The sequence below is a fragment of the Micromonospora jinlongensis genome, from assembly GCF_013410645.1.
Classification (GTDB): domain Bacteria; phylum Actinomycetota; class Actinomycetes; order Mycobacteriales; family Micromonosporaceae; genus Micromonospora; species Micromonospora zamorensis.
Genome location: NZ_JACCHK010000001.1, coordinates 1,525,496 through 1,539,197 on the forward strand (window position 1 = coordinate 1,525,496; position 13,702 = coordinate 1,539,197).

Consider the following 13,702-nt stretch of genomic DNA (forward strand, 5'->3'; position numbering starts at 1 on the left):
CGCGGACGGGGCGGCCGCCACCGGCGACCGCCCCGCGACCACGGTCAGGCGCTCGGACAGGTGTTGCGGTACTCCTCGATCTGCGAACCGCTCGGGCCGGGGCACAGGAACTGCTCGTAGCGGGTGTCGTCGTCGACGAACCGCTTCAACCAGGCCACCATCTGCCGGGCGGTCGGCGTGTTCGTCGTCTGCGGGAAGAAATGGCTCGCCCCGTTCAGCTCCAGGTACGCCTTCTCGGCCGAGGCCGGGATGCTGTTGTAGAACGGCACCGAGTGCGACGAGACCGGCGCCACGGAGTCGCTCTCGCCACCGATGATCAGCGTGGGCACCCGTAGCTCGGACCAGCTCTTGTCCAGGTTCCACGGCGCGAGCGGCACCGCGGCCTGCAACGACGGCCGGGACGAGGCCGCCTCCAGGCTGCCCCCTCCACCCATGGAGTGACCGGCCACCGCGAGTCGGCTGCTGTCGATCCGGGTACGCACCGAGCTGCGCTGGGTGAGGTAGTCCAGCGCGGCGAGAAGTTGCCGGCCACGGCTGTCCGGCTGGTCCAGCCGGCTGTTGGTCTCGATGCCGATCACCACGAACCCGTGCGAGGCGATCCGCGGTCCGAGCCAGCTGATGCTGGACCAGGCGGCAGTGTAACCGGGCGAGATGGCGATGGCGCCGAAGGTGCCCTCGCTGGTGCTGGTCGGGTAGTAGATGACGCCGCCGCCGAAGCCGGTGACGCTCAGCGAGGACACGCTCTGTGAGGCCGTGGCGAACGGACCGCGACTGGCCTCCAGGATCGCGGTGGTCGGGTCGGGGCCCCGCTCGTACGGGCCCGCAGCCTGGGCGGCGCCGGACGATCCGGCCAGGACGCCGCCGGCGGCCAGGACGGCGGCCAGCGCGAACCGGGTTGCTCGGGCGGCGATGGAACGGGGACGGGTGGTGGTTGGTGACGACACGTCGGGCACTCCCTAGAGTCGAGGGATATCGACGTGCGTCAGTTTTGGCTTGTCCGCCCGTCCACGCATCGGTGAAATCACCAGTCCCGGTGACGGATGCCGCACCCAGTTGTGTTTCGAGCCCGTGACCAGGGGTAGCAGGGCAGACGCCTGCCCGACACGCACCACGGAGAGGTTCGTTCAGTGGATTCAAGCAAGCCCGCCGAGGCGGTCAAGAACGTTGTGAAGAGCGCCTCAGAGAAGATCGCCGACGCCCTGTCCCCCGATGTTCCCGGCGCACCGGGCAGCGGGACACCCACCGTCGAGGAGCCGACGACGCCGCACGACCCGCTGCCGCCGAAGCCGGAGCAGGGGGCACCGCAGACGCGTACGCCGACCGGCGCCGAAACCGGTGCGCCGACGATCGCCAACGGTCAGCAGGGTGCGTACCTGACGACCTCTCAGGGGGCACGGCTGCGCGACACCGATCATTCGCTGAAGGCGGGCCCCCGGGGCCCGATCCTGATGCAGGACCACCACTTCCGCGAGAAGATCACCCATTTCGACCACGAGCGCATCCCGGAGCGCGTGGTACACGCCCGCGGCGCCGGCGCGCACGGTGTGTTCACCGCGTACGGAAACGCCGAGGCGGTCACGAGGGCCGGCTTCCTGAAGAAGGGCCGGGAGACCGAGGTCTTCGTGCGCTTCTCCACGGTGCTCGGCTCGCGCGGCTCGGCCGACACGGTCCGCGACACCCGCGGCTTCGCGACGAAGTTCTACACCGACGAGGGCACCTTCGACCTGGTCGCCAACAACATGCCGGTGTTCTTCATCCAGGACGCCATCAAGTTCCCCGACATCATCCACGCCGCCAAGCCGCACCCCGACCGGGAGATCCCGCAGGCGCAGAGCGCCCACGACACCTTCTGGGACTTCGTCTCGCTGCACACCGAGGCGCAGCACCACGCCCTGTGGAACATGTCCGACCGGGGCATCCCGCGCTCGTACCGGACCATGGAAGGGTTCGGCGTGCACACCTTCCGCCTGGTCAACGAGGCCGGGGAGACGGTGCTGGTCAAGTTCCACTGGAAGCCGAAGCTGGGTGTGCACTCCCTCACCTGGGAGGAGGCCCAGATGCTGAACGGCATCGACCCGGACTTCCACCGCCGGGACCTCTACGACGCCATCGAAGCCGGCGCGTACCCCGAGTGGGAGCTCGGCATCCAGGTCTTTCCCGACACTCCTGAGGAGACGTTCGCGGGGATCGACCTGCTGGACCCGACGAAGATCGTGCCGGAGGAGCTGGCCGAGGTGCAGCCCATCGGGAAGCTGGTCCTCAACCGGACGCCGACGAACTTCTTCGCCGAGACCGAGCAGGTGGCCTTCCACCTCGGTCACCTGCCGCCGGGCATCGACGTCACGAACGACCCGCTGTTGCAGGGCCGACTCTTCTCGTACGTCGACACGCAGCTCACCCGACTGGGCGGGCCCAACTTCTCCCAGATCCCGATCAACCGGCCGCACGCCGCGGTGAACGACATGCTGCGCGACGGTTTCCACCAGCACGCCGTGCACGCCGGCGTTGCGCCGTACCGACCGAACTCGCTCGACGGCGGCAACCCGTTCCCGGCGGGCGACGCCGAGAACGCGTTCGTCGACGTGCCGGTCACCGTGACCCAGGCGCCGAAGGTACGCGCGAACCCGGCCTCGTTCGACGACCACTACAGCCAGGTACGCCTGTTCTGGCTGAGCATGTCGCCGGTCGAGAAGGAGCACATCATCCGGGCGTACACCTTCGAGCTGGGCAAGTGCTACGAGCAGGCGATCAAGGAGCGCCAGCTCCAGTGCCTCGCCAACATCGACCCGGTGCTGTGCGAGCAGGTCGCCACCGGGCTGGGCCTGCCCGCCCCGCAGCCCACCGTGCCGCTGGCCGATGTCACGCCCAGCCCCGCGCTGTCGCAGGTCGGCCGGGAGTGGCCGGCGGACGGTCGTACGGTCGGGATCGTGGTCGACCCCGACGGTGACCTGGACGGCGTCGCCGAGGTGCGCCAAGCTGTGTTCGACGCCGGCATGGTGCCGCTGCTGATCGCACCGCACGGCGGCATGGTCGGCGGCATGCCGGTCCAGCGCACCTTCGCCACCGGCCGGTCGGTGGAGTTCGACGCGGTCCTGCTGGCGGGAGCGCCGGCACCCGCACCGGATGCCATCCCGGCCCGTGACGACAAGGCGGGCAGGCCGGGCCCGGCGGCCGTGGACCCCCGCGTGCTGCTCCTCGTCGAGGAGTGCTGGCGGCACGCCAAGGCGATCGGCGCCTGGGGCGCTGGCGTCACAGTGCTGGAGCAGGCCGGGGTGGCGGGCACCCCCGGCATCGTGGCGGCGGGCTCCGGCGCCGAGGCCCTGACGGCGGTGCAGCAGTTGATGGCCGCACACCGGGTGTGGGAACGGTTCCCGGCCTCGGTCGCCTGACCCGTCACCAAGTCGCCTGACCGATCACCGGCGAGGGCTGTTCTCCGCAGTACGGGAGGACAGCCCTCGTCCGTGCTCAGGCTGAACGGTCACGCCGACCGCGGGCGCTACGCAGACCGCGTCCCGAACAGCGTCGGTGTGCCCGCCTCCGCCACCCGCGGGATTCTCGAACCTGCCGGACGTCTCCCGGATCTGCTCTGAAGCATCCATGCGGGACAACGTAGCGGAACCGGATCATTCTCGACCGTGCCCCCGTTTGCAGAGCAATTCCGTTGGTGCACCTCGAAGTTGCTGGGGTCGACGTCGTGACGACGTGGCGGGCTGAGGGAAGGGCGGGGTCTGGAGTAGGGGCGAGGTGACCACACCATCCGCTCAGCCCCGAGCCCGGATGTCGGCCAAGCACGACAACCACGTCCTACTCCACACGGAACACGACCGCACGACACGATCACGACCGATAATCACAACGTTGCGCGGAATGGCTCAGTGAGCCATCCGCGAATCGGTGGCTGACGGTTCGACCCGAGCCCAGAGCGAACGGCCGCCAACGTGACCGCGCCTATGCGCCCCGGATGGCCTTGAGTGCCGTGTCGAGTGCCTGGTCGGCCGGGACGGGAACGTCGGGGACCACTCCGACGCCTTCCCAGTTGGTGCCGGTGACGCTGTTGATGGTCCGGGCGGTCGGCACGGTCACGAGGATGTGTTCGGTGACCGGATGGCGGGCCGTCGGATGCGCGCCGCCACGTGTCGTCTCGCCGACGACGACGCTGCGGCCGTGCGCCTGAAGCGTGTACGCCACGTCCTCGCCCCCGGAGAACGTGATCGCGCTGGTGAGCACATGGACCGGGCGGTCCGTGTAGCGCGGCGCGGGAAGGTGCGCGGTCGTCCAGAACTGGCGGGTGGCGCCGGTGGACCGCTCGTAGAAGTCGTTGAGGTGCACCTGATCGTCGGGGAAGAAGTAGCTGCACCACATCGCGGCTCCCTCGGGTGCTCCGCCGGCGCACGCGCGCAGGTCCAGGATGAGCGCGGAGCTGAGGGCGACCAGTTGCATGGCCGCGCCGATCGCCTCGGCGCCTTCGTTCGCGTACGCGATGCGCCGCACGTCGATGAGCCCGACGTTCCCGTCCAGGTGCTCGACACGGCGGATCCCCTGGTTCTCCGCCCTGAGCAGCGCGAGGAACGCTGCCCGCCCCCCGTCCTCGTCCGCTGGATCCAGTGACTGCGGCTGGTCGGACCACAGCAACCGCAGATGCTTGTCCGGGCACGCCTTTTGAAGGTGAGCGGTCACCGTCTCGCAGAGCGCCGGCCCGGCCAGGCCGTCGTACTCGCCTTCCGCGAGACGGCGCCGGATCGCGGCGTCGATGTCCACGACCTTCGCAGGAAAGACGTACCCTGCCTCGATCCGATCCAGGGCCCGTTCGATGATCTGTTCGTTGGTGAGCACGGCGGGCCACGGTAGACCGCGAACAGCCCCACGACCACCGAATTTCGCGCAGCGGGATCAGCCGATGTCGGCCAACCGTGGCAGCACCTCGTCGCCGAGCCGCTGGGCGAACTCCACCGGGTGCCGATCCGGCGTCACCTGCACCTCGGTCACCCCGAGCGCGGCGTAGGCGGACACCTCGGCGAGGAACCCGTCGGTGTCGCCGAGGGGCGACCGGTCGGCGACCACCGTCTTCTCGATGGTGTCGTAGTCGCGGCCCTCAGCGGCGCAGTGCCCGCGCAGGACATCCAGTTTGCGCGCGACGTCGTCGGTGCCGCCGCGGCCGAACAGGTTGCAGGCGTCGGCGTACCGGGCCACCAGCAGGAGGGTCTTCTTCTCGCCCCCGCCACCGATCATGATGGGCGGGTGCGGTCGGCTCAACGGCTGCGGCGAGTTGATGGTCTCGGCGAGCTGGTAGTGCTGTCCGTTGAACGGGCCGTCGTCGGCGCTCCACATCTGCAGGCAGATGCGCAGCGTCTCCTCCAGCCGCTCGAACCGCTCGGCCACCGGAACGACCGGCACACCCAGCCCGAGCTGCTCCCGCTCGTACCAGGACGCGCCGATGCCGAGGCGGGCCCGGCCGCCGGACAGCACGTCGAGGGTCGACACGGTCTTGGCGAGCAACCCCGGGTAGCGGTACATCACACCGGTGACCAGCACACCCAGCGTCATCCGCTGCGTCTTCGCCGCGACGTAGCCCAGCGTGGTGTACGCCTCCAGCATCGGCTCCTCGGCCGCGAACACCGCGTCCATCTGGAAGAAGTGGTCCATCACCGTGAACGACGCGACGCCGGCCTGCTCGGCGGTGGTCGCCGCCTCCGCCAGGGTGGGTGCGATCGCGGCCGGGTCGGCCGGGGTGGAGTAGTTCCAGTAGTGCAGCCCGAGCTTCATGTTCGGCACCTCCGCAACGAGCCTAGTGCTCCTCGGCGTCACCGGCATGCGGCTCGGCGGTACCCCGTCGAGCCGGCCCGCGCGACGTCCATTACCGGTTCATGACAATTCGTGGATCACCTGCGGATATCCGGCTGGCAGCTTCTGATGAGTGATCCAACAGCTGTCTCCCACCGAGCCCAGGCCCGCCGACACGGAGCCCGAGACGGAGCCCGACACGGCGCGCGTCCGGTTCCGCCACCGGCACCGGACCGGGCCCGCGCCCGTCGCGGGACCGTCACAGCGGGCGGAGTGGGCCGACGCCGCGAAGGGCGCCTGCATCATTCTCGTCGTCCTGTGGCACGTCGTCGTCAAGGACTACCTACAGATCGACTGGCACATCGGCGTACCGGTGCCGGGCCTGTGGGGGACGCTGGGTGAACAGTTCCTGCCGCTGCGGATGCCGTTGTTCTTCACCATCTCCGGCGTTTTCGCGGCGAACGCCGCCCAGCGGCCCTGGCGCGTCGTCGCCCGCAGCCGGATCGCCGGGTTCCTCTACCTGTACGCCGTCTGGCTGCTGATCCACACCGCCATCCTCGCCGCGGCCCCGCAACTGCCGACCGACCGCGCCACCTCCGCCCTCGGCCTGCTGGAGCAGCTCACCATCACGCCGTCCAACCTTTGGTACCTGTACGCCCTGGCGGTGTACTTCACAATCGCCAAGGCGACCCGCCGGGCCCCCGGGGCGCTGATGCTCGTACCCGCCGCCCTGCTGTCCGCCGTCGCCGCCGCCGGCCTGCTCGACACCCCGGGCAACCGCGCCGGTCTCTACCAGAACCTGGTCTTCTTCCTGGCCGGCCTGTACCTGCGGCCGCAGATCCAGCAGTGGGCTGCCACCGCCAGCCGGCGTCGGCTCGTGCTGACCTCCGGCGCCTATGTCCTCGCGCTCACCGCGATGGCGGTGGCCGGCGCCCAGCAGTGGTTCGGCGTATGGACGGCGGTCTCGGTGGTGGCGGTCGCCTTCGGTGTGACCGCCGCCGCCCGACTGGCCCGCTGGTCGGCGATCAGCAGACCGCTGGCTAGGCTCGGCCGCATCACCCTGCCGATCTACGTCGTCCACATGCCGGTTCTGGCCTTACTGCACCGGCTGTTGCTCGTACCGGTTTCCGGCCTGGGTGGGTCCGCTCAGGGCCTGATCGTGCTCGGATATCCGATTCTGCTGACCGGCCTGGTGATCGCCCTGAGCCTGGCCGTCCACCGCGGGCTCCTGGCGGTGCGCGCGGGCTGGCTGTTCGCGCTCCCCGGCCCGCGTCGGGTGGAGGCGGCCGGATGAGCGCCCTGGCCGAGGCGCTGGTCGACCTGGACGCGATCGCCAGCAACGTGCGGGCCATCACGTCGGTCACCGGCACCAGCCTGATGGCGGTGGTGAAGGCGGACGGGTTCGGCCACGGCGCGGTGCGGGTGGCCCGTGCCGCGCTCCGCGCCGGCGCCACCTGGCTGGGGGTGACCTCGGTGACCGAGGCGCTGGCCCTGCGCGACGCGGGTGTGACCGCGCCCACGTTGAGCTGGCTGCACGGGCCGAACGACGACTTCGGTACCTTGATCAAGAGTGGTGTCGACGTCGGTGTGTCCACGACGACGCACCTGCACGCCGTCGCCGACGCGGTCCACCTGCACGGCGTACCGGCGATGGTGCAGCTCAAGGCGGACACCGGCCTGTCCCGCAACGGAGCCGCCGGGGACGACTGGTCCGAGTTGGTCGCCTGGGCCCGCAAGTACGAACGGGAGGGCGGGATCCGGGTGCGCGGCGTGTGGTCCCACCTCGCCGACGCGGACCTGCCCGGCGCTCCCGAGTTGAGCCGGCAGGTGGCGACCTTCGAGGAGGCCCTGCGGATCGCGCGGTCGGCCGGTCTCGACCCCGATCTCGTCCACCTGGCCAACTCGGCGGCCGCGCTGTCGGCGCCCCGGACCCGCTTCGACCTCTGCCGGATCGGGATCGCGCTGTACGGCGTCGACCCGTTCGGCGCCACCGGCCCGGGCGAGTTCGGCCTGCACGCCGCGATGACACTGCGCACGAGCGTGATCAACGTCAAGCGGGTGCCGGCCGGCACGGGCGTCTCCTACGGGCCGGAACACGTGACCGGGGCGCCGACCACGCTGGCGCTGCTGCCGCTCGGTTACGCCGACGGGCTGCCCCGGGCCGCCGGGGGCCGCGCCGAGGTGTGGCTCGGTGGTCGGCGGTGCCCGATCGTCGGGCGCATCGCCATGGACCAGTGCGTCGTCGACGCCGGGGACCTTCCCGTGGCGATCGGCGACCCGGTCGTGGTGTTCGGTCCCGCCGAGGGTGACCAGAGCCCACCCACGGTCGTCGAGTGGGCCCGCTGGGCGGGCACGAACCCGCACGAGATCTTGACCTGCATCGGGCCCCGGGTGGCCCGCGACCACCTCCAGGGAAGGGCACGGACCTCATGACGATCCGACTGGCAGTGCTGTACGGCGGGCAGAGCGGCGAACACGACGTGTCCTGCCGCTCGGCGGCCAGCATCCTCGCCAACCTGGACCGGAAGCGGTACCAGGTCACCGAGGTGCTCATCGACCGCGACGGCGGATGGCATGTCGACGGACGCCCGACGCCACTGCCTGCGGCGCTGCGTGTCCTGCGCGCCCAGGATGTGGTTTTCCCGGCCCTGCACGGCCCGTACGGCGAGGACGGCACAGTGGCGTCGCTGCTGGAGTGGCTCGGCGTGCCGTACGTCGGCAACGGTGTCTTCGCCAGTGCCGCCGGGATGGACAAGGGTGTCACCAAGCGGCTCCTCGCGGCGGACGGCCTGCGGGTCAGCCCGGGAGTGACACTGCGGCCGGGCGAGGAGCTGTCGCCCGACGACCGGCGACGACTGGACCTGCCGGTCTTCGTCAAGCCGGCTCGGGCCGGGTCCAGCCTGGGCGTCGTCAAGGTGGACGACTGGGCGGGAGTTCCCGCCGCTCTCGAGCTGGCCCGACAGGTCGACCCGAAGGTGCTCATCGAGCAGGGAGCCCGGGGGCGGGAGATCGACGTGGCGGTCCTCCAACACCCGGACGGCCGGGTGCAGGCCGGCCCGCCGCTGGAGATCCGGGTGACCGGTGCCGGCTTTTTCGACTACGACGCGAAGTACGACGGCGGGGCGGTCTTCCAGATCCCCGCCCCGCTCGACGCGGCCACCACCGAGGTGCTCCAGGACCGCGCGATCCGCGCCTTCCAGGCCCTCGACTGTCGCGGCCTGCTGCGGGTCGACTTCTTCCTGCCCGCCGAAGGGTCGCCGGAGCCCATCGTGAACGAGGTCAACACGTTCCCCGGTTTCACCGCCGCGTCGCAGTTCCCCCAGATCTGGCAGAAGGCCGGCATCGGGTTCGCCGCCCTGATCGACATCCTGATCTCCGGCGCGCTTGTCGACCGGGACCGGACCGGCCACAGCGGGCTGCCCCGGCCACGAGCGGCCAACCTGGTCTGAGTCGGTCGCCGTGCCCGCTCACCTGATCGGGCACGGCCGGGGCGGTCGGGCGCCGTCGGACCCGACGATGGTGACCGGGGCGGAATTCTGCGCGGAGCCGACCTGCGCGGCGGCGTCGGTGACCGTGCAGATGATCTGGTCGGCCGCGTCGGCCGACAACGTCCGCACGGCGGTGGTCGTGCGGACCGTGAGACCACCGGCCGGACCGGCCCCCGACGTCACAGTGACCGGATCGAGCGCGGCCGGAACGTCGCTGGTGAAACCCTGGCCGCGCTCGTGCTCCTCCGGACCAGCCGCGAGCAGGGCGAGCGTGTCGGCGGGCGACGGAACCACCTTCGCGGGGCGCAGGACCAGCACGAGCTCGCCCCGCGCGAGCAGGTAGAGCCCCGTGCCCACTGCCGGGCCGCTGACCGCCGGACGACCCCGGATGACCTCGCTGGGCCGTACCCCACAACCAGGCGCGAGCAGCGCGAGCAGCAGTCCACCGGCGAGCAGCGCGCGGCCCGTCCGCCGGCCGGTCACCGGGCACCTCCGGTGTCCGCCGGGTCCCGGGGCAGGCGAAGCGTGAACACCGCGCCGCCGCCGGAGCGGTTGGCCGCGACGAGACTGCCCCGCCGCTCGCCGTGGCGGTGCAGGCGGGCGTTCTCCCAGGAGATGGCGAGGCCGAGGCCGCTGCCCTCCGACCGGGTCCGCGCGGTGTCGGCCTTGTAGAAGCGGTCGAAGACGTGCGGCAGCACCTCCGGGTCCAGCCCCGGCCCCTCGTCGGCCACCTCGATCGTGATCCAGTCCGGGTCGGCGTCCAGGCGTACGGACACCGGCTCGGCACCGTGCCGGAAGGCGTTGCCGACCAGGTTGGCGACGATGACGTCGAGCCGACGGGGATCGATCCGGGCCACCACTCCGGGTGGCAGCTCGGTGCGCACCCGGTCCAGCCAGCCCCGGATCCGCAGGGTCGCGGTCACCGCCGCGGCCACGTCCACGTCGTCCAGGGCGAGCCGAGCGGTGCCGGAGTCGAACCTGCTGACCTCGATGAGGTCGTTGACCAGCTGGGTGAGGTTCTGCGTCTCCTGGCTGACCAGCCGGGCGGCCCGCCCCGCGTCCCCGGGCAGGTGGTCCGCCTCCTCGTCCAGCACGTCGGTGACCGCCGTCATCGCGGCCAACGGCGTACGGAGCTCGTGCGAGACGTCGGCCACGAAGCGGCGGGCGTCGGACTCCATCCGCCGCAGCTCACCGACCTGCCGCTCCAGCGTGCCCGCGGTGTCGTTGAAGGTCCGGGCCACGTCCGCCAGCTCGTCGGCGCCCCGAACCGTCAGTCGGGTGCTCAGATCGCCCTCACCGAGGCGGCGCGCCGCCCGGCCGAGATCGCGGACGGGTCGCAGCACACCACGGGCTGCCAGCAGGGCCAGCAGGATGGCGAGGACCAGGGACAGCCCGCCGGTCAGCCACGCCAGGGTGGCGAGCCGGTCGATGCTCTGCTGCTCAGCCAGGAGGCTGCGCACCGAGTAGACCTCCAGCCCGGACGGCTGGGACGTTCCGTCGGGTCGTTCGAGGTCCAGTCGGGTGCCGATGAGCAGCGTGGGTTGTCCGTCGAACGCGACACGTTGCCAGGCGACGCGGCCGTCGCCGACCTCCTGCCGTAGCTCGGGGGTGAGCAGGTGAAACGCCCAGGCGCCCTGGGACCGCATGTCCCGGTAGACGATCACCGCGGACGACTCCCGGTCGGAGAGCCGCTGGGCCAACAGGTCCAGATCGCCCTGGGTCGGCGGAAGCTGGGCGATCGGGTAGACCTTGGTGATCTGGTCGGTCAGCGACATCACCGCGGCGTCCTGTGCCTGTTGGAGGATGACGGTCCGGGCCTGGAAGTAGCTGCCGCTGGCGACGACCGCCGTCGTGGTCACGCCCAGCAACGCGAACGCCAGGAGCAGCCGGACCCGCAGGCCCGAGACCCGGGCGCCGACCCAGCGCCACGGTGTCACAGCGGCCCGAACCGGTATCCGAAGCCGCGCACGGTCTGGATGAAGACCGGTGCCGAGGAGTCGGCCTCGATCTTGGCGCGTACCCGCTGGACACAGGCGTCCACGAGCCGCGAGTCACCGAGATAGCCGTGTTCCCACACCGCCTCCAGCAGTTGCTGGCGGCTGAGCACCTGACCTGGGGTGTGTGAGAGCTCCAGGAGCAGGCGCAGCTCCGTCGGGGCGAGGCTGACCGGCGCCCCGTCCCTGCTGACCACCAGCGCGGCCCGGTCGATGGTCAGCGCGCCGTGCTGTTCCAGGCCGGCCCGCTCGCCACCGGGACGCCGCGACTCGCCACCGGTCCGTCGGAGCACCGCGCGGATGCGTGCCTCCAGCACCCGGGCCTGCACGGGCTTGACCACGTAGTCGTCGGCGCCGGCCTCCAGGCCCGCCACCACGTCCATGTCGTCGTTGCGGGCGGTCAGCATGATGATCGGCAGGTCGCCGAGCTGCCGGATCCGGCGGCAGACCTCGAACCCGTCCATGCCGGGCAGCATGAGATCGAGGACGACGACGTCGGCCGAGGTGGTGCGCAGCCGCTCCAGGCCCTGCTCCCCCGTCCCCACGGCGTGCACCGTGTGGCCCTGTCGCGTGAGCGCCAACTGAAGCCCGTCGCGCACCGTCTGGTGGTCTTCGATCAGCAGGACCTGGGACATGTCGTCAAGTATCCCATCATGAGATCTTTTGGGGTTCGGCCACCGGTTGCGGTGGCCCGACACGGCGGGCGGAGAGCCGGACCGCGAAATCGGCCGAACGCACCAGGAACACCACCGAACCCACCAGGAACATCGTGGACGCGCCAGCCGCCACGATGGCGACGAGCGCCCCGCGCTGCACCGACGCGACCAGGCCGGGCACGAGGACCACCAGCGCCCAGACCAGCGCGACCAGCGCGAGCGCCGCCTCGGCCAACCTGCGCCACAGAGCGCCACCGTCGGGCCCGCCGACCCTGTCGTGGTCGCCACGCCACCCTCCCAGCGAGGCCGCGGCAAGGCAGAACAGCGCCACACCCAGCAGTACGCCGCCGAGCGCGTCACTGAACCGGTGCCAGCCCGCGATCATCGTGGCCGCCGCGATCACCGAGACACCTGCCGCGCCCGGCACCACGAGCCAGCGTCGGGCCCACCCGGGCAGGACCAGCATGAACGCCAGCAGCAGTGTCGTCGCCGCCGCGACGTGGCCGCTGGGGAAGCTGTTGTGGGTGGTCGAACTCTCGATCTGGAGGTCGGGGCGGGGCAACGCCGACTTCACCGCACCGGCCACCACCACCGCGCAGAGGACCATGCCCACGCCGACGATGCCCGCCACCAGCCGGCGGCGGAGCACACCCACCAGCAGCATCGCGCCGAGCAGGGCAGCGAGCAGCGTCGGGCTGCCGAACGTGGCCAGCACGGTCTTGGCCGGACCCACCAGGACGGTCTGCTGCTCGTACCCTCCGCCCCGCTCCGCCCTCGGCAGGAGCACTCCGTCCAGCCACTGGCCGGGGTGCGTCCGCACGAAGACGGTGGCGGTGAGGGTCAGGGCGAGCAGACAGCACAGCGCCACCGCGAGTAGCCGGAGGCCGAGAGGCGCCGCCGCGTGGGCGTGCGGCAGCGGTCGCGCCGGCTGCGGACCGGGCGTCGACCGCCCGACGGGGTACGACGATCCGATGGACATGCCGACCATGCTCGCCCCGGCAGGTCCGTACGCCGTACTCGAATTGTCTTGGTTCTGTCACAACCGCCCCCGTCGCTTCCGGAAAGCGGATCGTCGGCGGTAGGGCCGGGTGGGCCCGGACGAGGCAGCGGGATTCACATGCCTGTATGCAACGATGTTTTACCCAGCCGAGATCAGCCACCACTAGGGTCAGGACGCTGATCGATGTCTGGTCGACGGTGCAGAAAATCCATCCGGAGTGAGCTGGGGAACCGGAAGGGGTTGGGGAATGCAGGAAATTCCAGTCGCCAGCCTGGTCATCGGCATCGCGTCCTCGCCGGCCGAACGCCGACACCTGGCCCGGCTGCTCGGCGGCAGTGACGCCTTTCTGATCGTCTCGAACGTCGACCAGGCCCGAGAGTTTCTCGGGGTGATCGAGGCACCTCCGGTCGCGGCCCCGCAGACCGTCGCCGTGCTCGCCGAGGTGGCACCGAGCCCGCAGCCGCCGCCACCGGACCTGGCCGTCGACTCCGACCGCCGGGTGCTGCGGTGGCGCGACCAGGAGATCGACCTGACCCGGTTGGAGCACGACGTCCTGCTCTGCCTGGTGCACGCGCCCGGGCAGATCTGGACCTACGAGCGTCTGCACCTCGAGGTCTGGGGCAACCGGCACCTCGGCCGCAACTCCGACATGCACTCGGTGGTCCGCCGGGTGCGGGGCAAGCTCGCGCGACTCAACGCCGCGACGACGATCCACTCGGTACGCGGGGTCGGCTTCCGCCTCGCCCCGATCTAGCCCGTCGGCGGCCCGTGGGACCTCGTTCG

Annotated in this window: 12 protein-coding genes; 5 read left to right on the forward strand and 7 right to left on the reverse strand. The window is 71.1% G+C overall.

Translation table 11 applies throughout. The features are described 5' to 3' along the window. Positions 1–44: 44 nt before the first annotated feature. Positions 45–944 (reverse strand): poly(ethylene terephthalate) hydrolase family protein, encoded by a 900-nt coding sequence (locus HNR22_RS06490; RefSeq protein WP_179779545.1) that lies wholly within the window; start codon positions 942–944, stop codon positions 45–47. 183 nt (positions 945–1,127) lie between these two features. Between HNR22_RS06490 and HNR22_RS06495 the strand changes: the two genes are divergently transcribed. Beyond that, positions 1,128–3,389: a catalase gene (locus HNR22_RS06495; protein WP_179779546.1), complete on the forward strand. Its 2,262-nt coding sequence runs from the start codon at positions 1,128–1,130 to the stop codon at positions 3,387–3,389. 559 nt (positions 3,390–3,948) lie between these two features. Here HNR22_RS06495 and HNR22_RS06500 read toward each other — a convergent pair. Next, positions 3,949–4,833 (reverse strand): S41 family peptidase, encoded by an 885-nt coding sequence (locus HNR22_RS06500; protein WP_179779547.1) that lies wholly within the window; start codon positions 4,831–4,833, stop codon positions 3,949–3,951. A gap of 57 nt (positions 4,834–4,890) precedes the next feature. Further along, positions 4,891–5,763 (reverse strand): LLM class F420-dependent oxidoreductase, encoded by an 873-nt coding sequence (locus HNR22_RS06505; protein WP_179779548.1) that lies wholly within the window; start codon positions 5,761–5,763, stop codon positions 4,891–4,893. Between the two features lie 151 nt (positions 5,764–5,914). Between HNR22_RS06505 and HNR22_RS06510 the strand changes: the two genes are divergently transcribed. From HNR22_RS06510 to HNR22_RS06520, 3 genes are read left to right on the forward strand one after another with little or no spacing between them, the layout of a single operon-like run. Beyond that, a complete protein-coding gene (locus tag HNR22_RS06510; protein WP_179779549.1) occupies positions 5,915–7,075 on the forward strand; it encodes an acyltransferase family protein in 1,161 nt (386 codons plus the stop codon). Then, on the forward strand, positions 7,072–8,214 hold the full coding sequence (gene alr / locus HNR22_RS06515) for an alanine racemase (protein ID WP_179779550.1): 1,143 nt from the start codon (positions 7,072–7,074) through the stop codon (positions 8,212–8,214). The genes HNR22_RS06510 and alr overlap by 4 nt, the downstream gene beginning before the upstream one ends. Continuing rightward, on the forward strand, positions 8,211–9,230 hold the full coding sequence (locus HNR22_RS06520) for a D-alanine--D-alanine ligase family protein (protein ID WP_179779551.1): 1,020 nt from the start codon (positions 8,211–8,213) through the stop codon (positions 9,228–9,230). The genes alr and HNR22_RS06520 overlap by 4 nt, the downstream gene beginning before the upstream one ends. An 18-nt stretch (positions 9,231–9,248) precedes the next feature. On the opposite strand, the gene HNR22_RS06525 is transcribed toward HNR22_RS06520, so the two are convergent. From HNR22_RS06525 to HNR22_RS06540, 4 genes are read right to left on the reverse strand one after another with little or no spacing between them, the layout of a single operon-like run. After that, positions 9,249–9,752 (reverse strand): hypothetical protein, encoded by a 504-nt coding sequence (locus tag HNR22_RS06525; protein ID WP_343059706.1) that lies wholly within the window; start codon positions 9,750–9,752, stop codon positions 9,249–9,251. Then, complete coding sequence (locus HNR22_RS06530) at positions 9,749–11,206, reverse strand: ATP-binding protein (protein WP_179779552.1); 1,458 nt, start codon at positions 11,204–11,206, stop codon at positions 9,749–9,751. The genes HNR22_RS06525 and HNR22_RS06530 overlap by 4 nt, the downstream gene beginning before the upstream one ends. Further along, positions 11,203–11,898: a response regulator transcription factor gene (locus tag HNR22_RS06535; RefSeq protein ID WP_179779553.1), complete on the reverse strand. Its 696-nt coding sequence runs from the start codon at positions 11,896–11,898 to the stop codon at positions 11,203–11,205. Before HNR22_RS06535 ends, HNR22_RS06530 begins: the two co-directional genes overlap by 4 nt. Positions 11,899–11,914: 16 nt before the next feature. Continuing rightward, positions 11,915–12,898 carry a phosphatase PAP2 family protein gene (locus tag HNR22_RS06540; RefSeq protein WP_179779554.1) on the reverse strand — a complete coding sequence of 328 codons (984 nt, stop codon included), beginning with the start codon at positions 12,896–12,898 and terminating at the stop codon, positions 11,915–11,917. 268 nt (positions 12,899–13,166) lie between these two features. On the opposite strand from HNR22_RS06540, the gene HNR22_RS06545 reads away from it, so the two are divergent. Next, on the forward strand, positions 13,167–13,673 hold the full coding sequence (locus HNR22_RS06545; protein ID WP_179779555.1) for a winged helix-turn-helix domain-containing protein: 507 nt from the start codon (positions 13,167–13,169) through the stop codon (positions 13,671–13,673). The last annotated feature ends 29 nt before the right edge of the window (positions 13,674–13,702 follow it).